At 72.2% G+C, this 15,368-nt stretch carries 13 protein-coding genes; 2 read left to right on the top strand and 11 right to left on the bottom strand.

All coding sequences use genetic code 11. From position 1 onward, the window contains the following. A partial coding sequence (locus ACFU7D_RS09920) for a type 1 glutamine amidotransferase domain-containing protein (protein WP_378866366.1) occupies window positions 1–684 on the bottom strand: 684 nt, incomplete at its 3' end. 91 nt (window positions 685–775) lie between these two features. Between ACFU7D_RS09920 and ACFU7D_RS09925 the strand changes: the two genes are divergently transcribed. Further along, on the top strand, window positions 776–1,669 hold the full coding sequence (locus tag ACFU7D_RS09925; RefSeq protein ID WP_378866369.1) for a LysR family transcriptional regulator: 894 nt from the start codon (window positions 776–778) through the stop codon (window positions 1,667–1,669). A 47-nt stretch (window positions 1,670–1,716) separates the two neighbouring features. Then, a complete protein-coding gene (locus ACFU7D_RS09930; RefSeq protein ID WP_378866372.1) occupies window positions 1,717–3,171 on the top strand; it encodes an FAD-dependent oxidoreductase in 1,455 nt (484 codons plus the stop codon). Window positions 3,172–3,200: 29 nt separating this feature from the next. Here the strand turns inward: ACFU7D_RS09930 and ACFU7D_RS09935 are convergent, their stop codons facing one another. From ACFU7D_RS09935 to ACFU7D_RS09980, 10 genes are read right to left on the bottom strand one after another with little or no spacing between them, the layout of a single operon-like run. Then, a complete protein-coding gene (locus ACFU7D_RS09935) occupies window positions 3,201–4,847 on the bottom strand; it encodes a dipeptide ABC transporter ATP-binding protein (RefSeq protein ID WP_378866375.1) in 1,647 nt (548 codons plus the stop codon). Beyond that, window positions 4,844–5,746 (bottom strand): ABC transporter permease, encoded by a 903-nt coding sequence (locus ACFU7D_RS09940; RefSeq protein ID WP_378866377.1) that lies wholly within the window; start codon window positions 5,744–5,746, stop codon window positions 4,844–4,846. The genes ACFU7D_RS09935 and ACFU7D_RS09940 overlap by 4 nt, the downstream gene beginning before the upstream one ends. A 9-nt stretch (window positions 5,747–5,755) precedes the next feature. After that, window positions 5,756–6,700, bottom strand: coding sequence for an ABC transporter permease (locus ACFU7D_RS09945; protein WP_378866380.1), 945 nt, complete (start codon window positions 6,698–6,700; stop codon window positions 5,756–5,758). Between the two features lie 4 nt (window positions 6,701–6,704). Continuing rightward, entirely contained in the window at window positions 6,705–8,420 is a 1,716-nt protein-coding gene (locus tag ACFU7D_RS09950; protein ID WP_378866383.1) for an ABC transporter substrate-binding protein, read from the bottom strand. Window positions 8,421–8,473: 53 nt separating this feature from the next. Further along, the gene (locus ACFU7D_RS09955; RefSeq protein ID WP_378866386.1) at window positions 8,474–9,814 is read right to left on the bottom strand and encodes an NtaA/DmoA family FMN-dependent monooxygenase; all 1,341 of its coding nucleotides are present in this window, start codon (window positions 9,812–9,814) and stop codon (window positions 8,474–8,476) included. Then, a complete protein-coding gene (locus ACFU7D_RS09960) occupies window positions 9,811–10,914 on the bottom strand; it encodes an LLM class flavin-dependent oxidoreductase (protein ID WP_378866389.1) in 1,104 nt (367 codons plus the stop codon). Before ACFU7D_RS09960 ends, ACFU7D_RS09955 begins: the two co-directional genes overlap by 4 nt. 8 nt (window positions 10,915–10,922) lie before the next feature. Further along, window positions 10,923–11,960 (bottom strand): aldo/keto reductase, encoded by a 1,038-nt coding sequence (locus tag ACFU7D_RS09965; RefSeq protein WP_378866392.1) that lies wholly within the window; start codon window positions 11,958–11,960, stop codon window positions 10,923–10,925. A 41-nt stretch (window positions 11,961–12,001) separates the two neighbouring features. Further along, entirely contained in the window at window positions 12,002–13,045 is a 1,044-nt protein-coding gene (locus ACFU7D_RS09970) for an aldo/keto reductase (RefSeq protein ID WP_378866395.1), read from the bottom strand. Between the two features lie 35 nt (window positions 13,046–13,080). After that, window positions 13,081–14,307, bottom strand: a complete 1,227-nt coding sequence (locus tag ACFU7D_RS09975) for an acyl-CoA dehydrogenase family protein (protein WP_378866398.1) — start codon at window positions 14,305–14,307, stop codon at window positions 13,081–13,083. Beyond that, window positions 14,304–15,323: an LLM class flavin-dependent oxidoreductase gene (locus ACFU7D_RS09980; RefSeq protein ID WP_378866401.1), complete on the bottom strand. Its 1,020-nt coding sequence runs from the start codon at window positions 15,321–15,323 to the stop codon at window positions 14,304–14,306. Before ACFU7D_RS09980 ends, ACFU7D_RS09975 begins: the two co-directional genes overlap by 4 nt. Between the last annotated feature and the right edge of the window lie 45 nt (window positions 15,324–15,368).

The following is a 15,368-nucleotide window of genomic DNA, read 5'->3' on the forward strand; positions in this document are numbered from 1 at the left end:
CTCCAGGAGCGCCTTGGCGGTCGAGACGCTGGACTGCGGGTTCTGGCCGGTGATCAGGGTGCCGTCGACGACGACGGTGTCACTCCAGGGCTCACCGGTCTCGACGATCCCGCCGGCGGCGCGCATCCGCTGCTCGACCGAGTAGGGGATGGCGTCGCCGTAGCCGCCCTGCTGCTCCTCGGTGTCGGTGAACCCGGTCATCCGGCGCCCGCCGAAGAGCCAACCGCCCTCGCCGGTCGCGGCGAGGAGACCGGCGACGCCGTGGCACAGCGCGACGACCGGTCGCCCGGCGGAGTCGGTGGCCGCCAGGAGCGCGGCGAGCGCGGGGTCCGAGACCAGGTCGGTCATCGGGGCGTGGCCGCCGGGGATGTAGACGGCGTCGTAGGCCGCCGGGTCGATGTCGGCGAGCACCAGCGGGTGCGCGAGCTCTCCTTCGAGGGTCGCGAGGTAGGCGCGGAAGCGCTCGGCATCCTCGGACTGGACGCCACCCTGCTCGCTGAGCGAGAGCGCGTCGACCGTCGGCGCCCGGCCACCCGGGGTGGCGATGTCGATCTCGACGCCGGCCTTCACGAGCGTCTCGTGAGAGGCGGCGACCTCCTCGGCCCAGTAGCCGGTCGGGTGCTCGGTGCCGTCGGCGAGAACGAGGGAGTCGGCCGCGGAGACGACCATCAGTACGCGTGTCATGGTTCTTCCTTAAGTTCGGTTCGGTGATGACCTAACGACCACCATCTCCAGCTTCACTCCCGGAACCAGGGAGCAGGTCATAATGATTTCTATGACCTCGCTCGATCTCTGGGAAGCGTTCGCACACGCCTACCGGGAGCGGTCGATCAGCGCCGCGGCCCGTCGCCTCGACCTCTCCCAGCCCGCGGTGACCGCACGGATCCGCAAGCTCGAGCACGAGCTCGACACGACCCTGTTCGAGCGCTCCCGCACCGGGCTGGTGCCGACCGGCCGGGCCGACGCGCTCGCCGCCCGGATCACCCCGCTGGTCGACCAGCTCCGCGGCGCCGTCGGCACCGAGCCCTCGATCGGCCCGGCGAACATCCGGATCGGTGGCGCCGCGGACGTGATGACCACCCGGATCGTGCCCGCCCTCGCCCCACTCGTCCGCGAGGGCCTCGACGTGACGGTGACCACCGGCCTGGCCCAAGACCTCCTCGACGACCTCGCCGAGGACCGTCTCGACCTCGTCGTCTCCTCCGTACGCCCCGCCGACGAGAGGCTTCGGTCGACCGTGCTGGTCGACGAGGAGTTCCTCCTCGTCGCGGCCCCGGCGGTCGCGGCACAGGTCGACCCCACCGAGCTGGCGCAGGACCCGGTCCGCGCCCTCGCCGCTGTGCCGCTCGCGGCCTACTCCCCCGACCTCCCGATCATCAGACGCTACTGGCTGACCGAGTTCGACGAACGCCCCATCAACCGCACCGCGCTCGTGCTGCCCGACCTGCGCGGCATCCTCCGCGCGGTCGTCGCCGGCATCGGCGCCTCGGTGCTGCCCCGCTACCTCGTCGACGGCGCACTCGCCGACGGCACCGTCGTACGCCTCCACACACCTCGGCTCGGGCCGCTCAACACCCTCTGGCTCGTCACCGGCCCCGATGCTCCACCGGCCGTCGCCCACGTCTGCCGGCACCTGAGCGCCGAGGCCGCCGGCTGGGCGAGCACCTGATTCCGAGACGATCAATATGTTTTAGTCAAGTGAGTTACTCTACTTAAATGAGCGATGCCCTCACCGACTACACCGCCCACGTCCGTGACCTCTTCGGGCCGACCCCGACACCCTGGGTAAGCGAGACCGGGACCGACCACGACGTGCTGGTCGTCGGCGCGGGACAGGCCGGGCTCGGGGTCGGGTTCGCCCTGCGACGGTTCGGGATCAGCCGCGTCTCGGTGATCGATGCCGCCGCTCCCGGCGAGAAGGGCGTGTGGCGCGGCATCGCCCGGATGCGGCGGCTGCGTACGCCGAAGGTCTGGCCGGACCCCGAGTTCGGCTTCCCCGAGCTGAGCTTCCGCAGCTGGTTCACCCGGCTCCACGGGCGAGCGGCGTACGAGGATCTCGACCGGATCCCGCGCACGACCTGGGCGGACTACCTCGACTGGATCGAGCAGGTCGTCGAGGTGCCGGTGAGGCACCGGACCAGGCTGCTCGACGTCGAGCCGGGCCCGAGGTATCTGAGCGTGAGGCTCGAGGTCACCGACGCGGCCGGCGGCCGGCACCAGAGGACCGAGACGACGCGCAAGCTCGTGCTCGCCAACGGTGTCGAGAGCACCGGCGGACCCGCCTACCCGGCGGCGATCGCCGGTCTGCCGGCCCACCTGAAGGCACACACGGCCGACCGGATCGACCTCACCGCGCTCACCGGACGCCGGGTCGCGGTGCTGGGAGCGGGCGCCTCGGCGCTCGACATCGCCGGCGCCGCGCTGGAGTCCGGCGCCGCCGAGGTCCACCTCTTCGTACGCCGCGACGAGCTCGTCGTGCAGGGCCCCGGCGTCGTCGGCGGACTGACCCTCGGCGCGCGGGAGAGCTTTCACCGCCTCAGCGACGCCGACCGCTGGCAGCGGAAGGTGGTCCAGGCGCGGGCCGGGCGCAGCTGCACCCTCGAGTCGGTGCAGCGCGCCGCCGCCTTCGACGGCTTCCACGTCCATCTCGACGCCGAGTGGCACACCGCGAGGGCGGTCGGCGACCGGATCGTGGCCGAGGCCGCCGACGGCATCCACGAGGTCGACCTGGTGATCGCCGGCACCGGCTACCAGTACGACCCGGCCACCCGCCCCGACCTCGCCCGGCTGGCCGCGGACATCGCGACCTGGGGCGACCGCTACCACCCGCCGGCCGACCTCGCCCACGACGAGCTCGCCCGCTGGCCCTATCTCGGCGACGGCTACGAGCTGAGCGAGAGGTCACCGGGCAGCGCGCCCTGGCTGGGCCGCGTCCACGTCTTCTCGGCCGCGGCAGGGCTCAGCTTCGGGATCCCGGTCGGTGACGTGATGAGCCTGGCCACGGGCATCCCCCGCCTCGTCGACGCGATCGGCCACGACCTCTACGTCGAGGACCAGGCCGCCCCCACCGTCGCCGGGACGCCCGCCGCGGCGGCCTCCTTCCGGGACGCGTACGCCCACGCGATCTGGACCCCCGACCTCGCCGAGGACCTCCGACCGACCGGCACCTGACCGGCACCTGATCCGGGCAGGAGGCCCGGTCAGGGCGCCGGCGCGTGCCGCGTCCCCGGGATCGCCTCGATCAGCGACCGCGTGTAGTCGTCGGACGGGTTCGCGAAGATCTCCTCGACCGGCCCCGACTCGACGACGGCACCGGCCCTCATCACGGTCACGTCGTCGGCCACGAGCCTGACCACACCGAGGTCATGGGTGACGAAGACGTACGTCAGCCCGAGCTCGGCCTGCAGGTCGACCAGGAGCTGGAGAATCTGGGCCTGCACCGAGACGTCGAGAGCACTGACGGCCTCGTCGAGCACGATCACCTTCGGCTCGAGCGCCAGCGCGCGAGCGATGGCGACCCGTTGCCGCTGGCCTCCCGAGAGCTGGCCGGGCAGCCGCTGGGCGTAGCTGTCGTCGAGCGCGACGGCGGCCAGCAGCTCGCTGACCCGCTCGGCCCGCTCCGCCCGTGTACGGGCCAGGCCGAAGGCCCGCAGCGGCTCGGCGATCAGCCTGCTGACGGTGAACCGCGGGTCCAGGGAGGTGAACGGGTTCTGGAAGACGAACTGCAGGTCACGACGTACGCCGCGCCACTCCCGGCGACCCAGCGCGGTGAGCTCGGTGCCGTCGACGTGCACGGTGCCACCGTCGGGGCTGGTGAAGCCGACCAGGATCCCGGCCAGCGTGGACTTCCCGGCCCCGGACTCACCGACGATGGCGTGGGTTGTGCCGCGGCGTACGAGGAGCCGGGCGTCGTCGAGGGCACGCAGCTCGCTCCGGGTTCCCCGGCCGCGCAGGCGGTAGGTCTTGGTCAGCCCTTCGGCCACCAGAGCGGGTTCACCGGCGGTCGACTCGGCGACGCTGCTGGGACGCAGCCGGCCTTCGTGCCGCGACGGCGCGGCCTCCAGGAGCCGGCGGGTGTAGGGGTCCGAGGCCGAGGTGAGGACCTGGGCGACGTCGCCCTCCTCGACGAGCCGGCCCTCCTGCATGACCGCGATCCGGTCGGAGCGGTCCAGGGCGACACCGAGGTCGTGGGTGACGAGCAGGACCCCGAGGTCGAGCTCCTCGCGCAGCCCGGCGAGGTGGTCGAGGATGCGCTTCTGGACCGTGACGTCCAGGGCGCTGGTGGGCTCGTCGGCGACGATGATGCTCGGCTTCCCCGCCAGCGCGATGGCGATCAGGGCCCGCTGCTTCATCCCGCCGCTGAGCTCGTGGGGGTACTGGTCGAAGACCCGCTCGGCATCGGCCAGCCCGGCGGCCCGCAGGCTCTCCAGCGCCGCCTCACGGTGGGCCGCGGAGTCGCGGCGCCCGTCCTGGGCGTTGAACCGGACCGCCTCGATGACCTGGTGGCCGATCCGCTTGACCGGGTTCAGCGAGGTGTTGGGGTCCTGCGGGATGAACCCGACGTGGTTGCCGCGCACCAGCCGCATCCGCTTGTCCGGCCAGCCGGTGACGTCGACGCCGGAGTAGGCGATCGTGCCGCGGCCGATCCGGGCCGAGGGCGGCAGCAGGCCGAGGGCGCCCTGGACCAGCGTGGTCTTGCCGGAGCCGGACTCCCCCACCAGCGAGACGAGCTCGCCGGGTCGCACCTCGAGGCTGATGCCGCGTACGGCCGGGGTCCAGCCGCGACCGGTGCGGTAGTCGATCGCGAGGTCGTCGATGCGGAGCAGGGGGTCTGGGCCGACGCTCATCTGCCGATGTCCTTCCTGAAGGAGGTGCTGATGCGGTGGGTCGCGATCACCACGACCGCGAGGGCCGCGCCGGGCAGCAGAGAGGTCCACGGGTAGGCGGCGACGAAGTCGCGGCCCTCGGCGACCAGCAGCCCCCACTCCGGCTCGGGCGGCGGCGCGCCGTAGCCGAGGAACCCGAGCCCGGCGACGGCCAGGATGGCGGTGCCGATCTCGAGCGCCGCCAGGGCCAGCACCGAGGCCATCGAGTTGGGCACGATGTGGTGGACCACCACGCCCAGGCGGCCGACCCCGAGGCCGTACGCCGCCTTGACGTAGTCGCGCGAGGCGACGCTGAGCACCTCGGCGCGCATGACCCGCGCGAAGGAGGCGATCGAGGAGATCCCGACCGCGAGCGCGATGTTGTTGGTGGAGTAGCCGAGCACCGAGACGATCACCATCGCCAGCAGCAGGCTCGGGATGGCCAGGAAGACGTCGACCACCCGCATGATCACCGTGTCGACCAGGCCGCCGGCGAAGCCCGCGACCAGCCCGACCAAGGCACCGATCCCGAAGGCGATCGCCACCGCGAGCAGGGTCGCGGTCAGCGTGGTCGCGGCACCGTAGACGCTCCTGGCGTAGAGGTCGCGGCCGAGCCGGTCGGTGCCGAACCAGTGCTCGGCGCTCGGTGGGGCGAAGCTGGCGTCGGGGTTGCCCTCGTAGGGGCTGAAGTGGGTGAACAGGCCTGGGACGACCGCCCAGCCCACCGCGACCAGGACGATGACCCAGGCAAGCAGGAGCACCGGCTGTCGGACCAGGTCGGTCACGGGGCCGGCGAGTCTGCGCAGCCACGTCAGCGTCGTGCTCCGAGGGTGTCTGCGCTCCTCGGAGGCGAGCGCTGAGCTGAGAACGTCGGCGGTCATGGTGGCTCCTCAGGCGGTCGCGAGGGTGGCCCGCAGGCGCGGGTCCAGCAGCGGATAGATCAGGTCGACGACGAGGTTGATCAGCGCGAAGCTCGCCGCGACGAGCACGACGATCCCCTGCACGACCGGGATGTCGAGGGTGTTGATCGCGGTCTGGGTCATCCGGCCGATCCCCTGGCGCGCGAAGACGGTCTCGGTGATGACCGAGCCGGCGATCAGGTTGCCGAAGGTGATCCCGGCGATCGTGAGCGCGGGCAGGCTGGCGTTGCGGAAGACGTCGCCGATGATCACCTGCCCGCGAGAGGCGCCCTTGGCCCAGCTGGTCGTGACGTAGCCGGAGTGGAGCTCGGCCGCGAAGGAGCGTACGAGGAGCTGGGCGATCGGCCCCGCGACCGGGATCGCGAGGGTGATCAGCGGGAGCACCAGGCTGCGCCAGCCGTCGTCGCCGAAGGCCGGGAACCAGCCCAGCCGGAACGCGAAGACCTGCAGGAGCAGGATCCCGGAGAGGAACACCGGCACCGAGACCGCGCTCGTGGGCAGCGCCTCGACCAAGCGGCGCAGCCACTCCTGCCGGGTGGCCGTGGCGACCAGGGCGATCACGAAGGCGATCACCAGCGCCAGCACCAGCGCGCCGAGGGCGAGCAGCAGGGTGCTGGGCAGCACCGCGGCGACCCCGGCGCTGACCGAGCGTCCCGACTGGACCGAGTTGCCGAAGTCGCCGGTCAGCGCGTGCCACAGCCGCTCGAGGTACTGCACGAGGACCGGGTCGTTGAAGCCGTACGTGTCGGCGACCTGCTCCCTGACCTCCGGCGTCACCGTGTTGAGCTCGGCCGGGTCGAACATCAGGTCCACCGGGTTGGCGGGCAGCACGTAGAGCAGGACGAAGGTCAGCGTGAACGCCGCCCAGACCACGAACGCGGCCCGCCCCACCTTGAGTGCGACGTAGCGCAGCATGGGATCACTTGTTCTTCCAGGTGTCGACGAAGTGGTTGCGAGACTGGGCGTCGAAGACGATCCCGTGCACGTAGTCCGCGTGGGCGATGACCTGGGACGGGTTGTAGACCGGGTTGACCAGGGCGTACTTGTCGAGCACCAGGTCCTGGGCGGCCGCGGCGTACTCCTTGCGCTTGGCGTCCTCGAGGGTCGTCTCCTGGCGGCCGAGGGTGGCGGCGACCTCGGCGGCGTCGACGTCGGGGGTCTTGTCGCCGAGGTAGGCCTGGTTGCCGATCTCCGGGTTGTACTGGAGGTTGAGCACCGTCGGGTCGTTGCGCGAGCGGTTGGCGGCGGCGGCGTTCCACTCGGTGGCGACCTTGGTCTGCTCGGCGGCGTAGTCGGCCAGCGGCAGCACGTTGAGCTGCACGTCGATGCCGATCTTCTTCAGATCGGCCTGGATCGACTCGTAGGCCGGCTTGTTGGCCACCAGGTTGCTGATCCCGACGACCTTGACGGTCAGCAACTTGTCGCCCTTGACCCGGATCCCGTCGGGGCCGGGCTTCCAGCCGGCGTCGTCGAGGAGCTTCGCGGCCTCGTCCGGGTCGTAGCGGAGGACGTCCTTGCTGTGGTCGACGTAGCCGGTCACCGACGGCGCCAGGATCGAGGTGGCGATCGAGTAGGAGTCGGTCAGCACGGTCTTCTCGACCGCCTCGCGGTCCCAGCCGAGCTGGATCGCCCGGCGTACGGCGAGCTCGTTGGTCGGGAACAGGGAGGCGTTGAGGTTCCACACGATCGCGGTGCCGGAGACGCCACGGCTGATGATCGAGAAGCCGGCGTCCTCGAGCGGCTTCTCGTCGGTGGTGCCGACGTCCAGGGTCGCGTCGAGCGCCCCCGACCTCAGTGAGCCGGTGCGTACGCTCGCCTCCGGGATGGTGTTGAAGACGATCTTGTCGAGGTACGCCTCACCCTCGTGCTTCAGCGACGGCGGCGACCAGTCGTAGCCCTTGCGCCGCACCAGCACCGTCTTGTCCTGCTCCTTCCACGACTCATAGACGAACGGGCCGGTCCCGACCACCTTGGTGGCGTCCGCGGAGCGCTGCTCGGCGCTCAGCTTCAGCGTGTTGGGCGAGAGGAACCCGGGGCCGGCGTTGGCGGTGAACGAGACGGCCTGCAGGGCGCTGCCCAGGGGCTGGTCGAAGCGGAGGCGGACCGTGTGCTCGTCGACGACGTCGGTGCCGGCATAGCCGGGGAAGAGGGTGGCGCCGTTGGGGAGGATCCCGAGCTTCGGGTCACCCTGGATGTACTGGTCGAAGTTGGCCTTCACGGCCGCGGCGTCGAAGGGCTCGCCGTCGCTGAAGGTGACGTCGTCACGCAGGTGGAAGGTGAACTGCGTGAGCACGTCGTTGACCTCCCACTTCGTGGCCAGCCAGGGCGTGATCTTCCCGGTGTCGGGGTCCTGCCAGGTCAGCTTGTCGGTGATGTTGTCGGCGATGATCGACTCGGCGTAGTTGGTGCCCCACTGCGGGTCGGGGCTGCGCTGGTAGTCGATCAGGCCGAACTCGAGGGTGCCGCCGCGCACGGGCTTGTCGCTCCCGGCCGCGGTCTCCTCACCGCCTCGGGCGGCGACGATGCCGCCGCCGACGGCGAGCACGAGCACGGCGGCTGCCGCGCCGGCGATCCAGGGCCATCTGCGGCGGTTGCGCGCGGTGGCGTTCTCGATGGAGCTGCGTAGGTCGCTCATGGGGGTTCTCTCTCCGGTCCGTGCGAAGTGGGGGTGTTGGCGGTGTCGGTCGGTCAGGCGGAGGCGTCGACCGCGGCCGGGCCGCGGTCTCGCTCCCAGAGGGGCAGGCCGAGGCGCTCGCGCAGCGTCGTGCCGGGTGTGGCCGTGCGGAAGAGGCCGCGCTCGACGAGGATCGGCACCACCTGGTGGGCGAAGCGGTCGAAGTCGACGGCCGTGTCGGCGTACATGATCGTGAAGCCGTCCGCGGCTCTGGCCCGCCACCAGGCCTCGAGGTCGTCGGCGATCTGCTCGGCCGAGCCGACGACCAGGCGGTGGCCGCCGCCGGGGACACCGGCGGTGGCGCGCACCAGCTCGCGTGCCGAGAGCGGCCGCTCGGCGAGCAGCGCGCGGGTGCTCACTCGGAAGCCCGCCGAGCCACCCTCCGCGACGGGGATGTCGGGGAGCTCCTCGGCGCGGATCGGCTCGTCCAGGTCACGCTCGCCCAGCCCGAGGACGGCGAGGTTGGCGCGGGCGATGTCGTCGAACGGCAGAGTGGCGTAGAGCTCCTCGGCCCGGGCATGGGCGTCGGCCTCGTCCTCCCCCACCAGCACGATGACGCCGAGCGAGACCTTCACCGCGTCGGCGCTGCGGCCGGCCGCCACGGCCCGTGCTCGGATGTCGTCGCGGAAGTCGACCGCCTTCGCCCGCGTCTGGGCGACGGTGAAGATGACGTCGGCGAGCGCGGAGCCGAGCCGGAGCCCGCCTTCGGACCCGCCGGCCTGCACCACCACCGGGTGGCCCTGCGGACCGGCAGGCGTCGGCAGCGGCCCGGCCACCTCGAAGAACTCGCCGCGGTGACCGGTCTCGTGGATGAGGTCCGGGTCGGCGTAGCGGCCGGCCTCCTTGTCGGCCAGGATCGCTCCGGGCTCCCACCCGTCCCACAGGTCGCGTACGACCTGCAGGAACTCATGGGCGCGGCGGTAGCGCGTCGGCTTGTCCGGGGTCTCGGCGAGCCCGAAGTTGGCAGCCGCCTTCGGCGCGTAGGTGGTCACCAGGTTCACCGCGGCGCGGCCCTTGGTGACGATGTCGAGCGCCTGGAACCGCCGCGCCAGGTTGTAGGGCGAGTTGTACGTCGTGGAGCTGGTGATCAGCACCCCGACCCGCTCGGTGACCGCCGCCAGGTTCCCGAGCAGCACCAGCGGGTCGATGCCGTTGGCCGGGTTGCGGGCGATGTCGGGCCCGATCGCCGGGCTGTCGCCGAGGAAGATCGCGTCGATCCCGGCCTCGTCCGCGGTCCGGGCCAGCCGCTGGTAGTAGTCGATGTCGAGGTGGGCCGCCGGGTCCGCCGCGGGCAGCCGCCAGGCGGAGCGGAAGTGCCCGGGCGTCATCAGCGACGCCACCAGGTGGAAGCTCATCGGTCCCCCTCCCCCGCCGCACCCGGGCTGGGCTGCCAGCCGAGCCGGCCGGCGACCTCGGTCGAGGCCGCCAGCAGCCGCAGGTGTTCCTCCAGCGGCGGTACGCCGGGGACGAAGCTGACCAGCAGGTCGGTGACCTCCCGGAGCGCCGGGTCGGCGGCCAGCCCGTCGGCGACGGCCTCGACCGGGCCCAGCAGCGCGTTGTCGCGCTCCAGGAACTCCTCCACGCTCAGCTCGGGCTGCCCCTGCCGGGAGACCATCCACGACTGCCACCGGCGGGCACCGGGCGCCACGGCGGCGACCGCGGCCGCCCGCTCGGGGTGCGGGTAGATCGCCCGGGAGACCTGCACCCGCGGCACCCGGTCCGGGTGGACGGCAAGGTGGCCGGCCCGGAACGCCTCGATGATCTCGGCCTGCCGGGCCGGTGTCTGGTTGCGGTTGAAGGCGGTGGCGCGGGAGAGCTGGAGCCCGTCCCCCACCTTCCCGGCGGCCGCCGCCGAGTCGAGCGCGACCGACGGGTCGGACGTGGTGGCCTGCCACAGCCTGCCCCGCAGCCCCGGCGCCGGTGGGTGCAGCACCTCACCGGCACTGTTGAGCGGCTTGCCGTCGAGCACCTGCTGGAGGCGGGCGACGCTGCGGGCGTAGAGCTGGTGGCGGGTGTCGATGTCGCGGCCGAAGGCCTCCCAGGCCGTGGCGAACGGGCCCGACCCGACACCGAGCTCGACCCGTCCGCCGCTGAGCTCGTCCAGGGTCGCGGCCTGCTCGGCCACGACCAGCGGGTCCTCCAGCGGCAGCACATAGACGCCGGTGCCGAGCCCGATCGTGCTGGTGTGCTCGGCGATCGCCGCCAGCAGGACCAGCGGCGCGGAGACGTGCTCGTTGCCCTGACGGAAGTGGCGGTGGATGACCCAGCCGGAGTCGTAGCCCAGCCGCTCGGCCTCCCGGAAGAGCGTGATCGCCTCCCGGTAGGCCCGCGCCGGCGGCAGGTCGTTGTCCAGGTGCAGCAGGAAGCCGAGCCGGAACGGACGCCCGTCCTCGACGCCGGCCCCGATCCGCGGCCTTGCCCCGGCAATCGGTCCCGTGGTGGTCGTCGCTGTCATGGCGTACGTCAGATCTTCAGGCCGGTGCCGTGGACACCGAACTCGTCGATGACGGCCAGCTCCTCGTCGGTGAGCTCGGGTGCCTCCAGCGCCTGGACGTTGTGGTCGAGCTGCTCGGTGGAGCTGGCCCCGATGAGCGCCGAGGTCACCGCGGGGTTGCGCAGCACCCACTGCAGCGCGAGCTGGGCCAGGGACTGGCCGCGGGCCTCGGCGAGCTTGTTCAGCTCGGCGGTGCGGGCGCGGTAGGTCTCGTCGATCACGTCGGACGAGAGGAAGGTGCTGTTCTGCGCCCGGGCGCCGTCCGGGATGGTCTCCAGGTACTTGTCGGTGAGCAGGCCCTGGGCCAGCGGCGAGTAGACGATCAGCCCGAAGCCCTTGTCCAGGGCGAGGTCGGCGAGGCCGTTCTGGTCGATGCTGCGGTCATAGATCGAGTAGCGCGGCTGGTGGATCAGCAGCGGCACACCCTCGGCCTCCAGCAGATCGGCGATCGCGGCGGCACGGTCGGGCTTGTAGTTGGAGATGCCGACGTAGAGCGCCTTGCCGGAGCGCACCGCGGTCGCCAGCGCGCTCGCGGTCTCCTCCACCGGCGTGGTCAGGTCCGGGGTGTGGTGGTAGAAGATGTCGACGTAGTCGGTGCCCAGGTCGCGCAGGCTGTGCTCCAGCGAGGAGAGCAGGTTCTTCCGGGAGCCGCCCTTGAGGTACGGGCTGGGGCCGGTGGCGCCGCCGGCCTTGGTGGAGAGCACCAGCTCGTCGCGGTAGCCGGCCAGCTCGCGGCGCAGCACCTGCCCGAAGGTCTTCTCGGCCGCCCGGTGCGGTGGCCCGTAGCGGTTGGCGTTGTCGAAGTGGCTGATCCCGAGGTCGAAGGCGTGCAGGATGATCTCCCGCTGCGTCTCGAAGGCGTAGTCGGCGCCGAACTTCTGCCACAGGCCGAAGGAGATCGCGGGCAGGTCCAGGCCGGAACGGCCCGTACGCCGGTACGGAACCTTCTCGTAGCGGTCCTCGGCCGCGGCGTGGACTCGCTGGTAGTTGGGGAACTGGTCGGTCATCGTGACCCTCTCGTCGTGGTGGTGGGTTGTCGGTGTGGAGGTCAGGCGCGGCGGCGACGGCGGAGTGCGTCGGGCTGCAGGGACGGGGTGTCCCGCCCGGTGTCGCGCTCGAGGAACTGGGTGCCGGGGTCGACGATCTCGTCGATCCGGTCGAGCACGTCGTCGCTCAGCTCGACGGTGGTCGCCTTGAGGTAGCTCTCGAGATGGTCGGCGGTGCGCGGGCCGATGATGACGCTGCTGACGGCCGGGTGGTTGAGCGCGAACGCGACGGCGAGCTCGATCAGGGTGAGCCCGTTCTCCTCGGCGAGGCGGGCGAGCGCGTCGGCGGCGGCGAGCTTGCGCTGGTTGCGCTCGGCCGCGAGGTCGAAACGACCCGGGATCAGGTCGGCCCGCGCGGAGGTGGGCTGCTCGGCGCCGATGCGGTAGCCGCCGCTGAGCCAGCCCGCGGCCAGCGGACCGTAGCTGAGCACCCCGACGCCGTACTTCTCCACGACCGGGAAGACCTCGCGCTCGGCGCCGCGGACCAGCAGGGAGTACGGCAGCTGCTCGGTGTGCGGGGCGATCAGGCCGTGCTTCTCGGCGAGCCAGTGCGCCTCGACCTGCTGGTGGGCCGGGAAGACGGAGGTGCCGTAGTAGCGGATCTTCCCCTGCCTGATCAGGTCGTTGAGGGTGTGCAGGGTCTCCAGCAGATCGGTGTCCGGGTCGGGACGGTGGGCCTGGTAGAGGTCGAGGTAGTCGGTGCCGAGGCGGCGCAGGCTGTCCTCGACGGCCTGGGTGATCCAGCGGCGGCTGTTGCCCGCATGCTGAGGGTTCTCGCCGATCTGACCGTGGAACTTGGTGGCCAGGAAGAGGTCTTCGCGGGGCACCGAGGCCTTCCGAAGGGCCTTGCCGACGATCTTCTCCGAGCTTCCGGCGCCGTACGCGTCGGCCGTGTCGATCACGTTGACGCCGGCCTCGATCGCGGCCTGGATGATCGGGATGCTGTCGGCCTCCTTGGCCCAGCGGCCGAAGTTCATGGTGCCGAGCGTCAGCGGGCTGACCCGGACGCCGGTGCGGCCTAGCCGCCGGGTGAGTTCGAGGGACATGGGTTCCTTTCGGGTGGGACAGGTCTGGGTGACGCTCAGAACAGGCCGGTGGTCGGGGGGTCCTCCTCGGCGAGGAGGTAGCCGCCGACGACGGCCGTCTTCCAGTTGCGGGGGTTGTGGTTCGCGACCGTGCGCGCGTTGCGCCAGTGCCGGTCGAGGCGATGGGCACGGTCGGTGGCCGAGCCGCTGCCGACGTCGAAGACGAGCTCGGCCGCACGCAGGGCGGACTCGATGGCGACGTACTGCGCCTGGGCGACGGCCACCGACGCCTCCGCGCCGCGCTCGCGCACCTCCTCGTCGCCGGCTCCGCCGACCGCGCCGAGGGTCTCCGCGGCGAGCAGCACGACGGCACGGGCGGCGTTGGCCCGGGCAGCGATCTCGCCGACCACGTGGCGTACGTAGGGGTCGTCGACCGTACGCTCGGCCGGGCTGTGCTTGATCGGGCGCGCGACGTCGCGGGCGAACCAGCGCGCGTCGTCATAGGCGGCCGCGGCGATCCCGGCCTCGACCGCGGCGAGGTAGAGCTGGGCGAAGGAGCCCTGCCACGGGTTGCGCGGCTGGCGGTCCTCGGCACGCGCGAACTCGTCAGGCTCGATACGTACGTCCCGGAGCCGGGTGGTGCCGCTGGCGGTCAGCCGCTGCCCGATCGCGTCGAAGTCGTCGAGCCGCTCGACCCCGTCGCGGTCGACCGGCACCGTGAACCGGACCAGCTCGCCCTCCTCGTCCAGCGCGGTGCCGCCGAACCACTGGGCGTAGAGACCTCCGGTGGAGTAGTACTTCTCGCCGGTGAGCCGGAACTCCTCGCCGACGGCGCGGATCGTGGTCGCGACCGCGCCCGGTGCCCCGCCACGCTCGTTGGCGGTGCCGGCGAAGAGGTGGCCGGCGCGGAGCCGGTCCAGGGTGCGCTCGCGGTCGGGCAGGTCCCGCCTGGTCGCGACCGACTGGGCGGTGAGGAAGCTGGAACGGAGCGCCTGGGCGACGTTGGAGTCGGCGCGGGCGATGTCGATGACCACGTCGGCGACGTCGCGCAGCGTGCCGCCGGCGCCGCCGTCCTCGACGGCGATGCCGGTGAGCGTGATCCGGTGCGCCGCGAGTGCGCCGACCTCGGCGTGGGGATAGTCGCGGGTGTCCTCGCGGCCCCGGGCCCCGGCGGCCAGGCGCGCCAGGACCGGCGCGACGGCGGACCGGATGCCGGCGACGGTCGGCGGCGCCTCTCCCCCTGCGGCGAGGTCGGTGGGGTTCTCGGTCAGCTCGGCGGTCACGAGGCGACCTCCACCGATGTGGTCCCCGCGCCGGCCGTCTCGGCCGGGGCAGGTACGGATCCGGTGGCCTCGCGCAGGGTGGCGCCGGTGCGCGAGCCGAGCAGTGGGACGACGGTCTCCAGGATCGCGAGCGCGGAGGCGCCGACGGACCCCGGGCCCTCGGCGAGCGGGACGAGGTCGAAGCCGTCGAGACCGTCGCGGCCTGCCCAGCTGCGCAGGTCGGTAGTCAGGGCCTGCGGGAACCGGAGGACCGCCGGGTCCACGGCGGTCCTCCCGACCAGGGCGACGTCGGCCCGATCCCGGCCGACCCGCCGCAGCGCCGCGCCCAGTGCCTGATCGGCACCCGGGGCGCGGTCGCGGTCGACGATGACCAGGTCCGCGGTGGCGGCGACCTGGTCCCAGGACAGTACGTCGGTGTCGGCGACGACGTGGAGCGGGCGCACCTGGACCGACGAGGGTCCGTCGAGAGCTCCGTTGACCCGGTAGAAGCTGCCGTCGTGGGAGATCGGCGCGATCAGCTCGTCGCGGACGAAGACCCCGGCCTCCTGGTCACCGACGAGGGCCTCGGCGGGGAAGCTCTCCCACAGCCGGAGCAGGATGGCGGCGTACTCCTGCCAGCGCAGAGCCGGGTCCGAGGCCGCCGGGTCGGGTGCGACCGCGGCGCTGACCTCGTCGCCCTCGCCGGGGCGCAGCACCAGTCCCGTCCGTCCGCCGCTGGCCCGGTCCAGGGAGAGGAGACGGCGGGCGAGGTTGTAGGGGGCGTGGTGGCTGGTGCGTACGTCGACGAGGTAGCCCAGGGTGCTGGTGCGTCCGGCCAGGTGGCCGGCGAGGACGGTGGCGTCCAGGGTGGTCGCGTCAGGGGTCTCGTCGAGGATCCGGAGGGCGGTGATTCCCGCACGCTCGGCGGCCTCTGCGACCTCGGCCGCCGTGGCCGCGTCGGGCAGCCACGGGGCGCCGGGGCCGGCGGTGGCGACGGCCAGGTCCAGCAGGACCACGGGTGGGGTGCTGAGAGTCATGATGAGCTCCTCGGGTGTTGGTGGAGGCCGGGCTGGTCGGCGGAC

Source organism: Nocardioides sp. NPDC057577 (genome assembly GCF_042801335.1).
Classification (GTDB): domain Bacteria; phylum Actinomycetota; class Actinomycetes; order Propionibacteriales; family Nocardioidaceae; genus Nocardioides.

Bases quoted from the DNA above. Each gene is read 5' to 3' on its own strand.
- ACFU7D_RS09925 (WP_378866369.1), top strand. From the start codon at position 776: ATGACCTCGCTCGATCTCTGGGAAGCGTTCGCACACGCCTACCGGGAG.
- ACFU7D_RS09930 (WP_378866372.1), top strand. From the start codon at position 1,717: ATGAGCGATGCCCTCACCGACTACACCGCCCACGTCCGTGACCTCTTC.
- ACFU7D_RS09935 (WP_378866375.1), bottom strand. From the start codon at position 4,847: ATGAGCGTCGGCCCAGACCCCCTGCTCCGCATCGACGACCTCGCGATC.
- ACFU7D_RS09940 (WP_378866377.1), bottom strand. From the start codon at position 5,746: ATGACCGCCGACGTTCTCAGCTCAGCGCTCGCCTCCGAGGAGCGCAGA.
- ACFU7D_RS09945 (WP_378866380.1), bottom strand. From the start codon at position 6,700: ATGCTGCGCTACGTCGCACTCAAGGTGGGGCGGGCCGCGTTCGTGGTC.
- ACFU7D_RS09950 (WP_378866383.1), bottom strand. From the start codon at position 8,420: ATGAGCGACCTACGCAGCTCCATCGAGAACGCCACCGCGCGCAACCGC.
- ACFU7D_RS09955 (WP_378866386.1), bottom strand. From the start codon at position 9,814: ATGAGCTTCCACCTGGTGGCGTCGCTGATGACGCCCGGGCACTTCCGC.
- ACFU7D_RS09960 (WP_378866389.1), bottom strand. From the start codon at position 10,914: ATGACAGCGACGACCACCACGGGACCGATTGCCGGGGCAAGGCCGCGG.
- ACFU7D_RS09965 (WP_378866392.1), bottom strand. From the start codon at position 11,960: ATGACCGACCAGTTCCCCAACTACCAGCGAGTCCACGCCGCGGCCGAG.
- ACFU7D_RS09970 (WP_378866395.1), bottom strand. From the start codon at position 13,045: ATGTCCCTCGAACTCACCCGGCGGCTAGGCCGCACCGGCGTCCGGGTC.
- ACFU7D_RS09980 (WP_378866401.1), bottom strand. From the start codon at position 15,323: ATGACTCTCAGCACCCCACCCGTGGTCCTGCTGGACCTGGCCGTCGCC.